The following is a 14,372-nucleotide window of genomic DNA, read 5'->3' as shown; positions in this document are numbered from 1 at the left end:
TGATAAAAGTTTAGTTTAACGTGAACTTCGCGGTTTTCACATCACGGCTGTTCGTACCGATCATCACTTCAAAGTCGCCCGGTTCGGCAACCAGTTGCAAGTCATAATTATAGTATCGAAGCATTTCCGGAGCAATCTTGAAACGGACAATCTTCATTTCACCTGGTTGCAGGAATATCTTTTGGAAACCTTTCAGCTCTTTCACAGGGCGGGTACTGCTGCCTACGAGATCACGGATGTAGAGCTGTACCACTTCTGTGCCGGGCCATGTGCCGGTATTGGTAACTTCTACTGCTGCGGTCAGTGAGCCGGTCATGTCCATTGATGAATGACTCAGATCAATGTCGCTGTAAGAGAAGGTGGTGTAGGACAGTCCGTAGCCGAATGGGTAAAGCGGATCATTGTCCACATCCAGATAATTACTGCGGAACTTCTCAAACCATTTGCCTTCTTTCAACGGGCGTCCGGTATTCTTATGTGCGTAATAAAGAGGAATCTGTCCGACATTCTTCGGGAAAGTCATAGTGAGTTTACCACCCGGATTGACATAACCGAAGAGTGCGTCGCCAATGGCGTATGCAGCTTCACTGCCTCCGAACCACACGTTCAGAATAGCGGGTACATGTTCCTGTTCCCAAGTCAACGTAAGCGGACGGCCGGTGAATAATACCAGTACCACAGGCTTTCCTGTCTTTAACAGTTCCTTCAATAAGTTCTGTTGTACATCGGGGATATTCAGATCCGTACGGCTGCTGCTCTCGCCACTCATTTCCGAAGACTCTCCTAAAGCGGCAATGATTATGTCCGAATGGCGTGCTACATTGAGCGCCTCGTCCAACAGCTGTTGGTCTGTGCGGCCATCACGGTTCAGCGAACGGCCGAACATCGTTGCCCGTTCTTCGTATGCGGCGTCACTGATCAGGTTGCTCCCTTTGGCGTACATGATATTCGCTTTTCCTGCTGTCATCTCTTTCAGACCTTCCACCAATGAAGGAGAGCGGTCGAGTACGGCAGCCACACTCCATGTGCCGGGCATATTCGTCCGGCTGTTGGCGAGCGGACCGATTACGGCAATATTGCCTTTGGGGTTGAAAGGCAATAGCGGATTTCCGTTAGGGTTCCTGTCGGGGCTGTCGTTCTTTAATAAGACAAAGCTTTCTGCTGCAATCCTGCGGGCGGCTTCACGGTGGGCTTTGGTAAATATGTCACGTGCCGGACGTTTCGGGTCACAATATTTATAAGGATTATCAAATAATCCAAGTTTATATTTGGCTTCCAGAATACGGCGGCAGGCTGTATTCAGTGTCTCCATCGAAACTTTACCTTCTTGAACGGATTTTTTCAGTGTTCCCACAAAGCCCTCGCTTACCATATCCATATCGACTCCGGCATTGATGGCACGTGCCGATACTGTCTGAAGGTCACCGATTCCGTGGTCGATCATTTCGGAAATCCCCGTGTAGTCGGTTACAACAAAACCGTTGAAGCCCCATTGCCCGCGCAAAATATCGGTCATCAGCCATTTATTGGCGGTGGCAGGTATTCCGTCTACTTCGTTAAATGACGCCATCACACTGCCTACACCTGCTTCGACGGCAGCTTCGTAAGGCAACATATAGTCGTTGAACATTCGCTGGCGGCTCATGTCTACGGTGTTATAATCACGACCGGCTTCTCCTGCGCCATATAAGGCAAAGTGTTTCACGCAAGCCATGATTTCATCGTTCCGTTGCATATTCTTTCCTTGATAACCGCGTACCATCGCTTCGGCAATCATGGCTCCCAGAAACGGGTCTTCACCGCTACCTTCGGATACACGTCCCCAACGAGGGTCGCGTGAGACGTCCACCATCGGACTAAACGTCCATGAAATGCCGTCGGCACTGGCTTCTACAGCTGCAATACGGGCGGATTCTTCAATAGCGGACATATCCCAAGTGCAGGATAGGCCGAGCGGGATGGGAAACATGGTTTCATAACCATGAATAACGTCCATGCCGAACAACAATGGGATACCCAAGCGGGAACCTTCCACTGCCTGTTTCTGTACATCGCGTATTTTCTCTACTCCTTTTAGGTTGAACAGTCCTCCCACTTCGCCTTTTTTGATTTTGGCGGCAATATCACTGCTTTTGGCTTGACCGGTGGTAATCTCTCCGGTGACGGGAAGATTCAACTGCCCAATTTTTTCTTCCAAAGTCATTTTGTTCATCAGTACGTCGATGAAGCGATCCATATCCTGTGGAGACTTTTGTGCCGATACAGTCAGAAGACCTGTGGCAAACAATAGGATGAGTAAACTTAACTTTTTGTATATCATGTTATTATATTTATTTATAGATAATCCGGATTTTGTACCAATACTCCTTTTGATTTATCAATTTCCGTCTGCGGAAGTGGAAGCAAGGCGTTCTTATCCTGGTAATTTAATTTTCCTGCCGCGTGCAACACATCTTTGGCAATCCCCCAACGGACAAGGTCATAGAAACGGTCGAATTCCATTCCCAGTTCCACACGGCGTTCGTGACGGATGGCCTCGCGCAACTCTCCTTGATCGGTAGTTGTCACTTTGGGCAGTATATTGGCATTAGAACCTCTGGCACGTGCACGAACTTGCTCCAGGTAGTCGATAGCTTCTCCCGGAATTCCTTTTTCGTTGGCTGATTCGGCTCCCATCAATAATACATCCGCATAACGGATCAGACGAATGTTTACCCAAAAGCCCTTATTGCTATATTCTTTACGCAAAGCCGGGTCAGTGTATGCTTTCTTGTTGAAGTAGGCGCCTATCGCCGGAGAAACAGGAGATTCGCCGTAAGGCTCGTTCGTATTCTCCGGAGTGATGGGGTCGCTGTCCGAATGGCGGAAATAAAGCAGAGTGGCATTCTTACGCGGATCGCCCGGTTCGTATGCCTCCGCCATATGTTCGGTTGCCATGTTCCATCCCCAGCCTAAATCCCACTGATCGGCTCCACGAACACCTTGTACTTCGCAGAACTGGCTACCGATAATATCGCTTTGCGGTAGGGCCGCAGTAGCGGTACATTGCAGTTCGAATATGGAGCCGCTGTTATTTTCACCTTCGTCTGTGAATATCTTATTGTACGGGGTGTTCAGGTTATAAAGGCCTTTCTTGATTACGTCGGTGGAGGCGGTGTACATATTGTCCCAATCGTTACGCATCATATAGGTACGCGCGTGTAAAGAACGTGCAGCTCCCCAAGTCAGCCGTCCTGTATAATCGGAACTCCATGTTTCAGGCAATGACTCTTCCGCTGTTTTCAGGTCGCGGTCTATTTGCTCGTATATCTTATCAGCGGTCGTTTTCGGAATATTGGCCTCCGAAGCGTCGTTGATTTTATAAGTCACCAAAGGCACTTCACCGAAGGCTCTTACTAGATTGAAGTAATAATAAGCACGGAAGAAGGAGGCTTCTCCTTTATTGATGATGTCTTCGCTTTCCGTCTGTCCCGTTGTTTCCTTTTCGGCGATAGCGTTGAGAATGTCATTACATTGATAGATGATGGCGTAATTTTTGCCCCAATAAGCACCTAGCTGACCATTGGAAGGAGTGTAGATGAAGTCGTCGTACATTTCGGCCACATCGGAACCGTCGCTGGCAAGACTTCCTTTCTCCGCATCTTCGGAGCGGAAACTGTGGATGGCGAAGGCGGGTGTACCGGAGGTTACGTCGAAGCTACGCATCATGGTGTATACATTATAGATCTTACCGTTCACTAGTGCGTTCGGATTGTCATCTTCTGTGAACTGTCCTTGCGGACTACGGTCCAGAAAGTCGCTGCAACTGCTCAGAAGCAGTGTGGTAGCGGCAATAAAGGTTGAAAATATATATTTATCCAGTTTCATACAATTATCGTTTTAAAAGGTTAAGTTGATTCCGAAGGTGTAGACTGCCGGTACGGGATAACTGCCGTTGTCCACTCCGAATGCGGTGGCGGTACCACCCAGCTCGGGAGTATAGCCGGTGTTATGTTTCCATGTCTTCAGGTTCTGAATGTTGACATAGACTTTCAGGGCTTGCAGACGTATCTTTGCGAGCAGGCTCTTGTCGAAAGAGTATGCCAACTGTACGTTACGGATACGGAAGAACTTGCCGTCTTCGATGTAGTATTCAGAATTCAACGTATTGATGGAATGTTTGGAGTTCAATAACGGTTGGCTGTTGGATGTTCCTTCTCCGTGCCAGCGGTCCATGCGTTGTGCCAGATAGTTGAACTGGGCAAAGTTATAGTTGTCCCATGTACGGAAGATCTGGTTTCCGCCTTGTCCCATCATATCGATACCAAAAGACCAGTTCTTGTAATCCACGCCGAGCGAGAAACCGTAAGTGACATTCGGTGTCGGATCACCTATCATGGTACGGTCTGCGGGAGTGATCTTTCCGTCGTTATTGACGTCGGCGAATTTCAAGTCACCGGGAGTAACTGTAGCAAGTGTATTCTCAGGAGACGATTTGATATCGGCTTCCGATTGATAGACTCCCGCTACCTTATAGCCATAGAAGTATCCGATAGGATAACCTGCCATTGTGTAACTTTGCTGTTTATCTCCGGCAATGATGGAATAACCGTCCTGAACAAGGCTTTTTACTTTATTCTTGATTGTAGTAAGGTTGGCGCTGACGGAATATCCCCATTCACCGATCTGGTCGCGCCAGGTGATTGCCATTTCCACACCTTTATTCTGAATCCGTCCCAAGTTACCGATACCGGGCATTGTTCCGGAGATTCCGGGAACTTCAGCAAGCAAATCTTTAGTGTTCTTCATATAATATACACCTTCGAAATGCAAGCGGTTGCGAAGCATATTCGTTTCAAATCCGGCTTCCCATGCCTCTACTTTTTCCCAGCGGAGGGTAGGATTAGGCAAATAGGCAAGTTGATATCCCGGATAAATGATGGACGGCTTACCGAATACGGCCGAATAGGCATTGGTCAATAGCGGTTCAGCAGGATAGGCCTTGTCCAGATTCTGATTTCCCAATGTTCCGTAAGAGGCCTTAATCTTCAACATATCCAGCCACTTGATGTCCTTCATGAATTCTTCTTCGGTCATCAGCCAACCGCCACCTAGCGAGAAGAAATTCTGCCACTCATTGCCTGTATAAGAGAATGCGGAAGAACCGTCCCGACGGAATGACCCGTTGAACAGATATTTCCCTTTATAGTTGTAGATGACCCGTGCAAGCATAGACACGGTACTGCGTTCCCATTGGGTACTTCCATTGGTTGCCGTAGCGGCATCTCCGATACTGACGAACCATTTATCCGGATCGTCCGGAATCACAAGGCCTACTCCTTGTTTGCGCGCTCCGTCCAGGCGGCTTAGTGAGTTATAATAAGTGGTAAAGCCGGCAGTGGCTGTCAGGTTATGATTGCCGTTGTCGAAACTGTTGGTATAGGTCAGCACATAGTCACTCTGTACTTTCGTCTCGTTTTCCTTGAACTGGCTGACTTCTGTTTTACCTGTTCCCAAAGTGGAAACATCTCCTTTGACGGTAGAGTCGTATACTTTTATGATAGGAGTATAGGTACGTCCGTTGTTGGAAGCGTAGTCCATAGAGAACGTCGCTTTGAAGGTAAAATGTTTCAGGAAGTCCACTTCGCCATAGACATTACCCGATGCGCGATAGTTTTCGGCTTTCGTTGTGTTCGCTTTTAAATCGACATCTACCATAGGGTTGTTGATCTGTGCTTTCTGAAAATTGGGCAAAGCGCTGTATAATCCATACTCGTCGTTATATACCGGAGCGATAGGAGTGGAGCGGAGAGCACCTAACACCTGTTTCGAGTCGGCAGGTAGAAGGCGTGCGCCGTTGAATTGGAAACCTACTTTCAGGAAGTCGGTGATTTTATAATCATTGCTGGCATTGATGGTCACCTTGCTGAATTTCTCATGTTCGATGTTGCCTTGTTCGTAAGAGTAGCCGACACCCAGATAGAAACTATGTTTGGGAGAAGCTCCTGTGATACTGATATTATTGTTCGTGATAAAGGCAGTCTGGAAGATTTCATCCTGCCAATCGGTGTTGGCGTCCCAGCCGGTGTAATCGAACGGGTCATCTTTCTGGTTGGCAAGCTGTTCGCTATACAGCTCTTTGAATTGCGGGCCATTGACTAATTTTACTTTGTCCACCACTTTCTTGAAGCCGAAAGAAGTATTTATATTGACCAAGGTCTGTCCTTCTTTTGCTTTCTTGGTGGTGATGATGATAACACCGTTTGCACCACGAACACCAAAGATGGCTAGGGACGACGGGTCTTTCAGAATCTCCATCGACTCGATATCTTCCGGATTAAGGAAGTTGATATTATCATTGAATAAACCGTCGACAATGTACAGCGGTTTATATCCATTGATGGAGTTTGTACCACGGATACGGATTTCCGGATCGGCTCCGGCTCGTCCTGAGTTTACAATCTGCACACCTGCCACTTTTCCCTGTAAGGAAGAAAGTGGGTTCATAGCCGGTTTATTGGCTATTTCTTCTCCTTTGACGTTGGTGATGGAACCTGTCAGATCTCTTTTCTTTGCACTACCGTATCCGATAACGACTGTTTCGGCTAGTACTTGCGAGTCTTCTTTTAGGGTGACGTTAATTATGCTTTGTGTTCCTACTTTGATACTCTGTGTAGTCATTCCCACGTATGAAAACACCAATACATCCTCCGGAGTGACGGAGATTGAATATTTACCGTCCATATCCGTAATGGTTCCGGTAGAAGTCCCTTGTACGAGTACCGATGCACCGATCAACGGCTCATTGGCGGCATCTGTTACCGTTCCTGTCACCGTCTTTGTTTGTGCAAAGGCAGAGATAGAACCTAGTAACAGGCAAGTGAGCATAATGAAGCCCTTTAGCCTGATGGCTTTTGTCTGAAGATGTTGTGAAAGTCTAGTCCTCATTGCATTAAATTTTTCCATTTGTTACTATTTAGGTTGAAGTATCTATTCTGTCGCCTGTCGGCGAAAGTAACAAAGGAAACAAACCAAACTCAAAAAAGATTATGAAAAAGGGAAGAATACTTGTTTTTAACAAAAAAGCCCTCAAGAAAAGTTCTTGAAGGCTGCTGTCTTTTAATGTGCGGATGATAGGACTCGAACCTACACGCCTCACGGCACCAGATCCTAAGTCTGGCGCGGCTACCAATTACGCCACATCCGCATGTGTAGCTTTTTGTTTAGCGGTGCAAAGATAGGAAGATTTTCTGATTTAACAAATAATTCGGTAATAAAGTTATTCACTTAATATTTCAAATGCCCTTTCAATCAGTGCATCCTTCTTTTGTGATTCTGCATCTCCATGCTCTATTCCCTCTTCCAGAATCTTATCCATATTTACGTATACATCTGGCTCTATTCCATTTTCCAGAGGCTTTTTATACTTGTTAAAGTGAGGACTGGCTGAGAAGCGAACACTCCAACCATTGGGTAATTCTGAAGAGAAAGGTAGCCCGGAACCTCCTCCGGTTTGGTCACCTACCTGAAATATTCTTTGCTCTTCGTTATCGTTGTTTAGACTGTGCATGGCATTCACAAAATCGTTTGTGGCACTGTAGCAACGACGATTGGTAAGTAAAACCACTTTTTTCTGCCAACGGATGCTATTAGAGGGTTCCAGGTAGATCGGCTCCATTTCAGAAAAGTCATTATGTCCCGGACCGGTTTTGTGCTGGATATATCCGGTCAATGTCTTTTCGTTGGTGAAACGGGCGGCAATACGGGTGGAATTAGTCAGGTTTCCTCCTCCGTTGTCGCGTACATCAATGATTAATCCGTTGCAGAGTTTCAAATAATCGAGTACATGGTCTAAATTACCGTCTCCAACTCCGGCACTAAAACTTTCGTAGCGGATATAACCTATATTATTATCGAATATTTTATATTTCAAACCAGCAGATGTACGATAACCGGAACTGGCACTTCCCAAATAGTAATTGTATAAGATATCCTCTCTATAGTTCCAAGGATATCCTTGATACCAGGCATCGTAATATGAGATACGACTGGAGGAGGAGAGGTTGACGTGCCCGTCTTTCAACTCATATAGCATTTGACTTAGTATATCAAACAGGTCGTCATCCGAAATTCCGGGTTTCACCAGTTTTCCATACTTGTCGTGAACAGCGTCCCAATCAATGCCTTTCTCTTCCAGAAAACAATACCGTTCATCAATAATCTTCCATAGTTGCTCGAAGTTTCCTACAGGATCATTGGCATATTCCTCTTCCCTGATACATCCGGTCACTACCGGAAGACAACAGAGCAGCCAAAGCATTTGTCTAATATTATTTCTCATTCTTAATCTTGTATTAACTCTCAACTCTCAATTTTCAACTCTCAACTTAATAAGCTCTTACCGATGACGGTAGAACACTGGCTCCTTTTTTGTTTCGGATGCGGTATAATTCTTTCACAAAGCCTACCATAAACACATGTGAGTAGGTGTGCGTCTTGATATTGTTTACATTGGACTGCTGCAAATCCGCCAGATAGCTGAAACGCATTTTAGTATATCCTATAGGAAAGTCGACGGAAAGCATTTGCCGTAGCGAAGGCTGGTTATGTAAAGAAGTGAATTTGATGACTCCTCCGGCATTTCCCAGTGAGAAAATCTCATAATAAGATTGTCCGTAATGGGGGGAAAACATGACTCCCATTACCGGCAAATTCACTTGATAGCGCAATACTACCGGATAACGTTTGATTTTCAGATGCCAGATAGCCATTCCCGATGCATCCAGATTGATATATGCTCGTGCCGAAGCCGGGTTGTTTGTGTTCCGAAGATTGTAGACAAAACCTCCGTTGGCGTCTAGCAATCCTCCTGCCAACAGTTTGAAGTTCTCTGTCAGACGGAACTGATAATGGAGCCCGTAGTTCCAGTTAACCAATCCGGAAAATGTATTGTTGTTGTCGGCTCGGTTGTGCGTATAGCCTATATCCGCCTGAAAGAAATTCTGTACAGACACATTCCCGTCAAAAAGCTTGGTCATACGGATTGTTTCGCGGGAAACACGGAAATCGATTCCTTTGTATTCCTGAGGCGAAAGATAAGTATCAAACACGTTCGTGAATCCGACACCGTACATCGTAGCACGTGTTACATAACGATGAATCAGCAGACTGTCTGCCTGCGCTTGTAATCTTGTGCAAAGGGCGAACAGGATGCATCCTGCCAGCCCTAGATATAGTATTTTTTTCTTCATCAGAATAACTTCATCTGCCCCGTGATCTCATCAATAATATCGCTCTCGCTTTTGTCGCTATCCGGATCCAAGTTTTCCGGTTCTTCTTCCGGCTCCTCCTGAGTTTCTTGTACAGGCTCGGGGAAGCGGGTAGGTTCCAGCTCGTTAATAGTTTCCACTGCGTAGGTGGTGATACGTTTGCCTTTCGCTTTGAAACCTTTGACTGCGATAAATTCTTCGGCTTCAATCTCCAGCGGATCACGGAAGCTATCGTGTCCTCCGAATATAACTTCCAGGCGCGGATAGTACTCGTCCGTCAGCAGAATAAGGCGATTGTTCTTATTCTCTCCCAGATAGTTCTGCTTGCGGTTGGAACCTTCAAAGCAGAAACGTTTCAAATATGGATAATTCTGTTGGTCTGCATCATATAGTGCGGCGGTCCATACCTTGTTGGGATCGAACTTCTCGACAATACTTACATTATCTTCGTAATGGTTGCTCAGGTCGAAGTTGCTGGTATAGAAGTCACCGTTGTTCAAGACAACCAATATGGTATCCTCGCTTTGGAATTCTCCGAGATATTCTCCCCTTCCGTCGTAGTTGAGGCGGAGTATATCTCGATCAAACCAGACTTTACGTCCTCCGAGAGTAGAACCGCCTCTCTGTTTCAAGGCGATCTTATGCACCGGAAGCCGGGTGAGGATAATGCCTCGTGCCTGTCTTCCTTTGATACCTACTTCGCTAAAGTCCTGTTCAAAGATAATACGGCGGACACGCGGGTTCGGTTTCAGTGTCACCTTGATGATTTCGGCCTCCCCGTTCGGATTGGCACTGAAATAAGTGATACGTGAGTCCGGAGTTCCTTGAGTGACATCGTATTCACGGTCGCGGACAACGGAGGTTACAGCGAAGCGTTTGACATACGTTGTCCCTTCTTTTCCGTCACGGTAGGCCACGTTGTAAATCGTGCGCTTGTCGTTCTTCTTGAATACATTGACATAGAGCACGTTTTTACCGACAAACTTCTTATCGGCGACGGGAGTAACAATATATTTACCGTCGCGGAAGAAGATGATAACGTCGTCAATATCCGAACAGCATGCCACGAATTCATCTTTCTTCAAACTTGTTCCGATGAATCCTTCTTCACGGTTGATATAAAGTTTTTCGTTCGCTTCCACTACTTTGGCAGCTTCGATGGTGTCGAAGTTCCGGAGTTCCGTGCGGCGCGGGAAATTCTTGCCGTATTTGTTCTTCAGCATTTGATACCAGTTGACGGTATAATCTACGATGTGAGCCAGATGGTTATCAATCTCGGCAATTTCCTCTTTCATCTTGGCGATCAGTTCATCCGCCTTGTCTGAATTGAATTTCAGGATACGTCCCATTTTGATTTCCATCAGCTTGAGGATATCCTCTTTGGTCACTTCACGGATAAACTGCGGATAGTAAGGTGTCAGACGCTTGTCGATATGTTCGCAGGCTGCATCCATGTCTTTGGACTGCTCGAACTCTTTGTCTTTATAGATACGCTCTTCGATGAATATTTTTTCGAGTGAGGCGAAATGCAATGCTTCCAGTATTTCGCCTTTCTTGATTTCCAGTTCCTGCTTCAGTAAATCCAACGTGTTGTCTGCCGACTTTTTCAGTACTTTACTGATGGTTAGGAAATGTGGCTTGCTGTCATCAATGACACAACAGTTGGGGGAAATGCTTACTTCGCAATCAGTGAATGCATACAGTGCATCGATAGTCCTGTCCGAAGAAGTGCCGGGCGCAAGATGTACCAGTATCTCTACGTTGGCAGCCGTGTTGTCGTCTACCTTACGGATTTTGATCTTTCCTTTATCAACAGCTTTCAAGATAGAGTCGATCACTGTCGAAGTCGTCTTTCCGTATGGAATTTCTGTGATAGCAAGTGTTTTATTATCAATCTTAGTGATCTTGGCACGTACTTTCACCGCTCCGCCGCGTTCTCCGTCGTTGTATTTGGCTACGTCGATAGAACCTCCTGTCTGGAAATCAGGATACAATTGGAATTCCTCTCCACGCAGATAACTGATGGAGGCATCGCAAAGTTCGTTGAAGTTATGCGGTAGAATTTTGGAAGAAAGTCCCACGGCGATACCTTCCACACCTTGTGCCAGCAATAACGGGAATTTCACGGGAAGAGTGACCGGTTCTTTGTTTCGTCCGTCGTAAGAAAGTTTCCATTCAGTTGTTTTAGGATTGAAGACAACGTCCAGCGCAAACTTGGACAAGCGTGCTTCTATATAACGGGGAGCAGCGGCGCCGTCTCCGGTAAGGATATTACCCCAGTTACCCTGACAATCAATCAACAGGTCTTTCTGTCCCAACTGTACCAGGGCATCTCCGATAGAAGCATCACCGTGAGGGTGGAACTGCATGGTGTGTCCCACAATGTTAGCCACTTTGTTATATCGTCCGTCGTCCAGACGTTTCATGGAATGTAGGATACGGCGTTGTACCGGCTTCAAACCATCGTTGATATGAGGCACGGCACGTTCCAAAATAACGTACGAAGCATAGTCCAGAAACCAATTCTGGTACATGCCTGTGAGCTGATGTTTTACGCTTTCGTCCCGTGCGTCCGCCGGTTTGTAATCTGAATGTCCTTCCGGTATCTCGTTGATTTCGTCACTCATAAATTCGTATATACTATAATATTTTAACGCATACGCAGGCAAAAATACAAAAATAAAAGAGATTTCGGAAAAGAAAGGGGGATATTCCGAATGTTAAAAGGGTATAAATTGACTTATTCTTTTTCTTTAGTTATTGTAGGGATGGTACAAATATATAAGAAAACTTTGATTTCCTATAATAAAGACTTAATTTTGTTGCAGCCAACACTTATCTGACACCCGGGTCTCATGAGCACTGACACCCGGGTGTTGGTATGTTTGACACCCGGGTCTCAATGGTGTTGACACCCGGGTGTCAAATAGAACGCGAGTATAAACGAAAAAAGAAAGGAGTATAAACGATGGCAGTGCCTTATGTAGTGAGAAAGAAAGCCGATTTAACATCGGGAGAAAGAAAAGAATTATGGTATGGTGTACCCAAAAAACTGATAGATCCGATTCGGAATAGAGAATTTGCCGAGTACATGGAAAAACGGAGTGGATTTCATCGCGGGCAGATAGATGGTATATTGACGGAAATGGTTGATGCTATCCGTAGTCTGTTGTCTATCGGACAGCCGGTTACTATCGAAGGACTTGGCACATTCCATACATCACTGACCAGTCCGGGATTTGAACGTCCCGAACAGGTAACTCCGGGAAAGGTGTCCGTTTCACGTGTCTATTTCGTGGCTTGTCCTGAATTTAGCCGGGAAGTGAAAAAAATGAAATGCATGCGTATTCCTTTTAATCTGTATATGCCTGAAGAGATGCTGACCAAAGAAATGAAGAAAGCGGACCGGGAGCAGGAGCGGGAAGAATATGACCGTATGGTGGCACCGGAAATCGAGGAAGAAGTTCAGGAATAAGATAAATTAATACCCTCTCTGTCTTATTTATAAGATAAATCCCTATCTTTGTGGCACTTTTTACGAAAAAAGCAAATTCAAATTAATAGATATAGAAAAGAAAATGGCACAAGAAGACGTTTTTAAGAAGCTTGTATCGCATTGTAAAGAGTACGGTTTCGTATTTCCTTCGAGCGATATCTACGACGGACTAGGCGCTGTGTATGACTACGGTCAGATGGGCGTTGAATTGAAGAACAACATTAAGAAATATTGGTGGGACAGCATGGTGCTGTTGCACGAAAACATTGTCGGTATCGACTCTGCCATCTTTATGCACCCTACTATCTGGAAGGCTTCCGGACACGTAGACGCATTCAATGACCCTTTGATTGACAATAAAGACTCTAAGAAACGTTATCGTGCCGATGTACTGATTGAAGATCAGTTGGCAAAGTATGACGATAAAATCAATAAAGAAGTAGCGAAAGCTGCCAAGAAGTTCGGTGAAGCGTTTGATGAGGCTCAGTTCCGTTCTACTAACGGACGTGTACTGGAACATCAGGCTAAGCGAGATGCACTTCATACTCGCTTTTCAAAAGCTTTGAATGATAACAATTTGGAAGAACTCCGCCAGATTATCATTGATGAAGAAATCGTATGCCCGATCTCCGGTACTAAGAACTGGACAGAAGTTCGTCAGTTCAATCTGATGTTCTCTACCGAAATGGGTTCTACGGCCGATGGCTCTATGAAAATTTATCTGCGTCCGGAAACTGCACAGGGTATTTTCGTAAACTACCTGAATGTACAGAAAACAGGTCGTATGAAAGTTCCTTTCGGTATTGCACAGATTGGTAAGGCTTTCCGTAACGAAATCGTTGCCCGTCAGTTCATCTTCCGTATGCGTGAGTTCGAACAGATGGAAATGCAGTTCTTCGTAAAACCGGGAACAGAGCTTGACTGGTTCAAGAAATGGAAAGAAATCCGTTTGAAATGGCATAAAGCTCTTGGCTTCGGTGATGCAAGCTATCGTTATCACGATCACGATAAACTAGCTCACTACGCAAATGCCGCTACTGATATCGAATTCCTGATGCCGTTCGGATTCAAAGAAGTGGAAGGTATCCACTCTCGTACTAACTTCGACTTGTCTCAACATGAGAAGTTCTCCGGCAAGAGCATCAAATATTTCGATCCGGAACTGAACGAGTCTTATACTCCGTATGTAATCGAAACTTCTATCGGTGTTGACCGTATGTTCCTTAGCATCATGAGCGCATCTTATTGCGAAGAGCAATTGGAAAATGGTGAAAGCCGTGTGGTTCTGAAATTGCCTGCTGCTCTGGCTCCGGTGAAACTGGCGGTTATGCCGTTGGTAAAGAAAGATGGTCTGCCTGAAAAAGCTCGTGAGATTATTGATAACTTGAAATTCCATTTCCATTGTCAGTATGATGAAAAAGATAGCATCGGTAAGCGTTATCGCCGTCAGGATGCTATTGGTACTCCGTACTGTGTGACGGTCGATCATCAGACATTAGAAGATAACTGTGTGACATTGCGTAACCGTGATACCATGCAGCAGGAGCGTGTCGCTATCTCTGAACTGAATAATATCATCGCAGACAGAGTAAGCATCACTTCTCTATTGAAAACTTTACAATAAACCT

8 protein-coding genes and 1 tRNA gene are annotated in these 14,372 nt (G+C 45.5%); 2 read left to right on the top strand and 7 right to left on the bottom strand.

What is annotated here, in order from left to right:
* Positions 1-10 precede the first annotated feature (10 nt).
* The 7 genes from bglX to BACFIN_RS06340 form a co-directional block, all read right to left on the bottom strand.
* The gene (bglX, locus tag BACFIN_RS06310; RefSeq protein WP_007755608.1) at positions 11-2,320 is read right to left on the bottom strand and encodes a beta-glucosidase BglX; all 2,310 of its coding nucleotides are present in this window, start codon (positions 2,318-2,320) and stop codon (positions 11-13) included.
* A gap of 14 nt (positions 2,321-2,334) precedes the next feature.
* Positions 2,335-3,867, bottom strand: a complete 1,533-nt coding sequence (locus BACFIN_RS06315) for a RagB/SusD family nutrient uptake outer membrane protein (protein ID WP_007755605.1) — start codon at positions 3,865-3,867, stop codon at positions 2,335-2,337.
* A gap of 12 nt (positions 3,868-3,879) precedes the next feature.
* Positions 3,880-6,945 (bottom strand): SusC/RagA family TonB-linked outer membrane protein, encoded by a 3,066-nt coding sequence (locus tag BACFIN_RS06320; RefSeq protein WP_007755602.1) that lies wholly within the window; start codon positions 6,943-6,945, stop codon positions 3,880-3,882.
* A gap of 159 nt (positions 6,946-7,104) precedes the next feature.
* A tRNA-Leu gene (locus tag BACFIN_RS06325) sits at positions 7,105-7,186 on the bottom strand.
* A 72-nt stretch (positions 7,187-7,258) separates the two neighbouring features.
* A complete protein-coding gene (locus BACFIN_RS06330) occupies positions 7,259-8,320 on the bottom strand; it encodes a S41 family peptidase (RefSeq protein ID WP_007755599.1) in 1,062 nt (353 codons plus the stop codon).
* Positions 8,321-8,366: 46 nt separating this feature from the next.
* Entirely contained in the window at positions 8,367-9,230 is an 864-nt protein-coding gene (locus BACFIN_RS06335; RefSeq protein WP_007755596.1) for a DUF3316 domain-containing protein, read from the bottom strand.
* Positions 9,230-11,875: a DNA gyrase/topoisomerase IV subunit A gene (locus BACFIN_RS06340; protein ID WP_007755593.1), complete on the bottom strand. Its 2,646-nt coding sequence runs from the start codon at positions 11,873-11,875 to the stop codon at positions 9,230-9,232. The genes BACFIN_RS06335 and BACFIN_RS06340 overlap by 1 nt, the downstream gene beginning before the upstream one ends.
* 341 nt (positions 11,876-12,216) lie before the next feature.
* Between BACFIN_RS06340 and BACFIN_RS06345 the strand changes: the two genes are divergently transcribed.
* Together BACFIN_RS06345 and BACFIN_RS06350 are read left to right on the top strand one after the other, a co-directional pair.
* Positions 12,217-12,723, top strand: a complete 507-nt coding sequence (locus BACFIN_RS06345; RefSeq protein WP_004314067.1) for an HU family DNA-binding protein — start codon at positions 12,217-12,219, stop codon at positions 12,721-12,723.
* Between the two features lie 103 nt (positions 12,724-12,826).
* On the top strand, positions 12,827-14,368 hold the full coding sequence (locus BACFIN_RS06350; RefSeq protein WP_007755582.1) for a glycine--tRNA ligase: 1,542 nt from the start codon (positions 12,827-12,829) through the stop codon (positions 14,366-14,368).
* Positions 14,369-14,372 lie beyond the last annotated feature (4 nt).

The sequence above is a fragment of the Bacteroides finegoldii DSM 17565 genome (assembly GCF_000156195.1).
GTDB lineage: Bacteria > Bacteroidota > Bacteroidia > Bacteroidales > Bacteroidaceae > Bacteroides > Bacteroides finegoldii.
The sequence above is the reverse complement of the archived record's forward strand: the minus strand, read 5'-3'. Positions and strand labels throughout refer to the sequence as shown.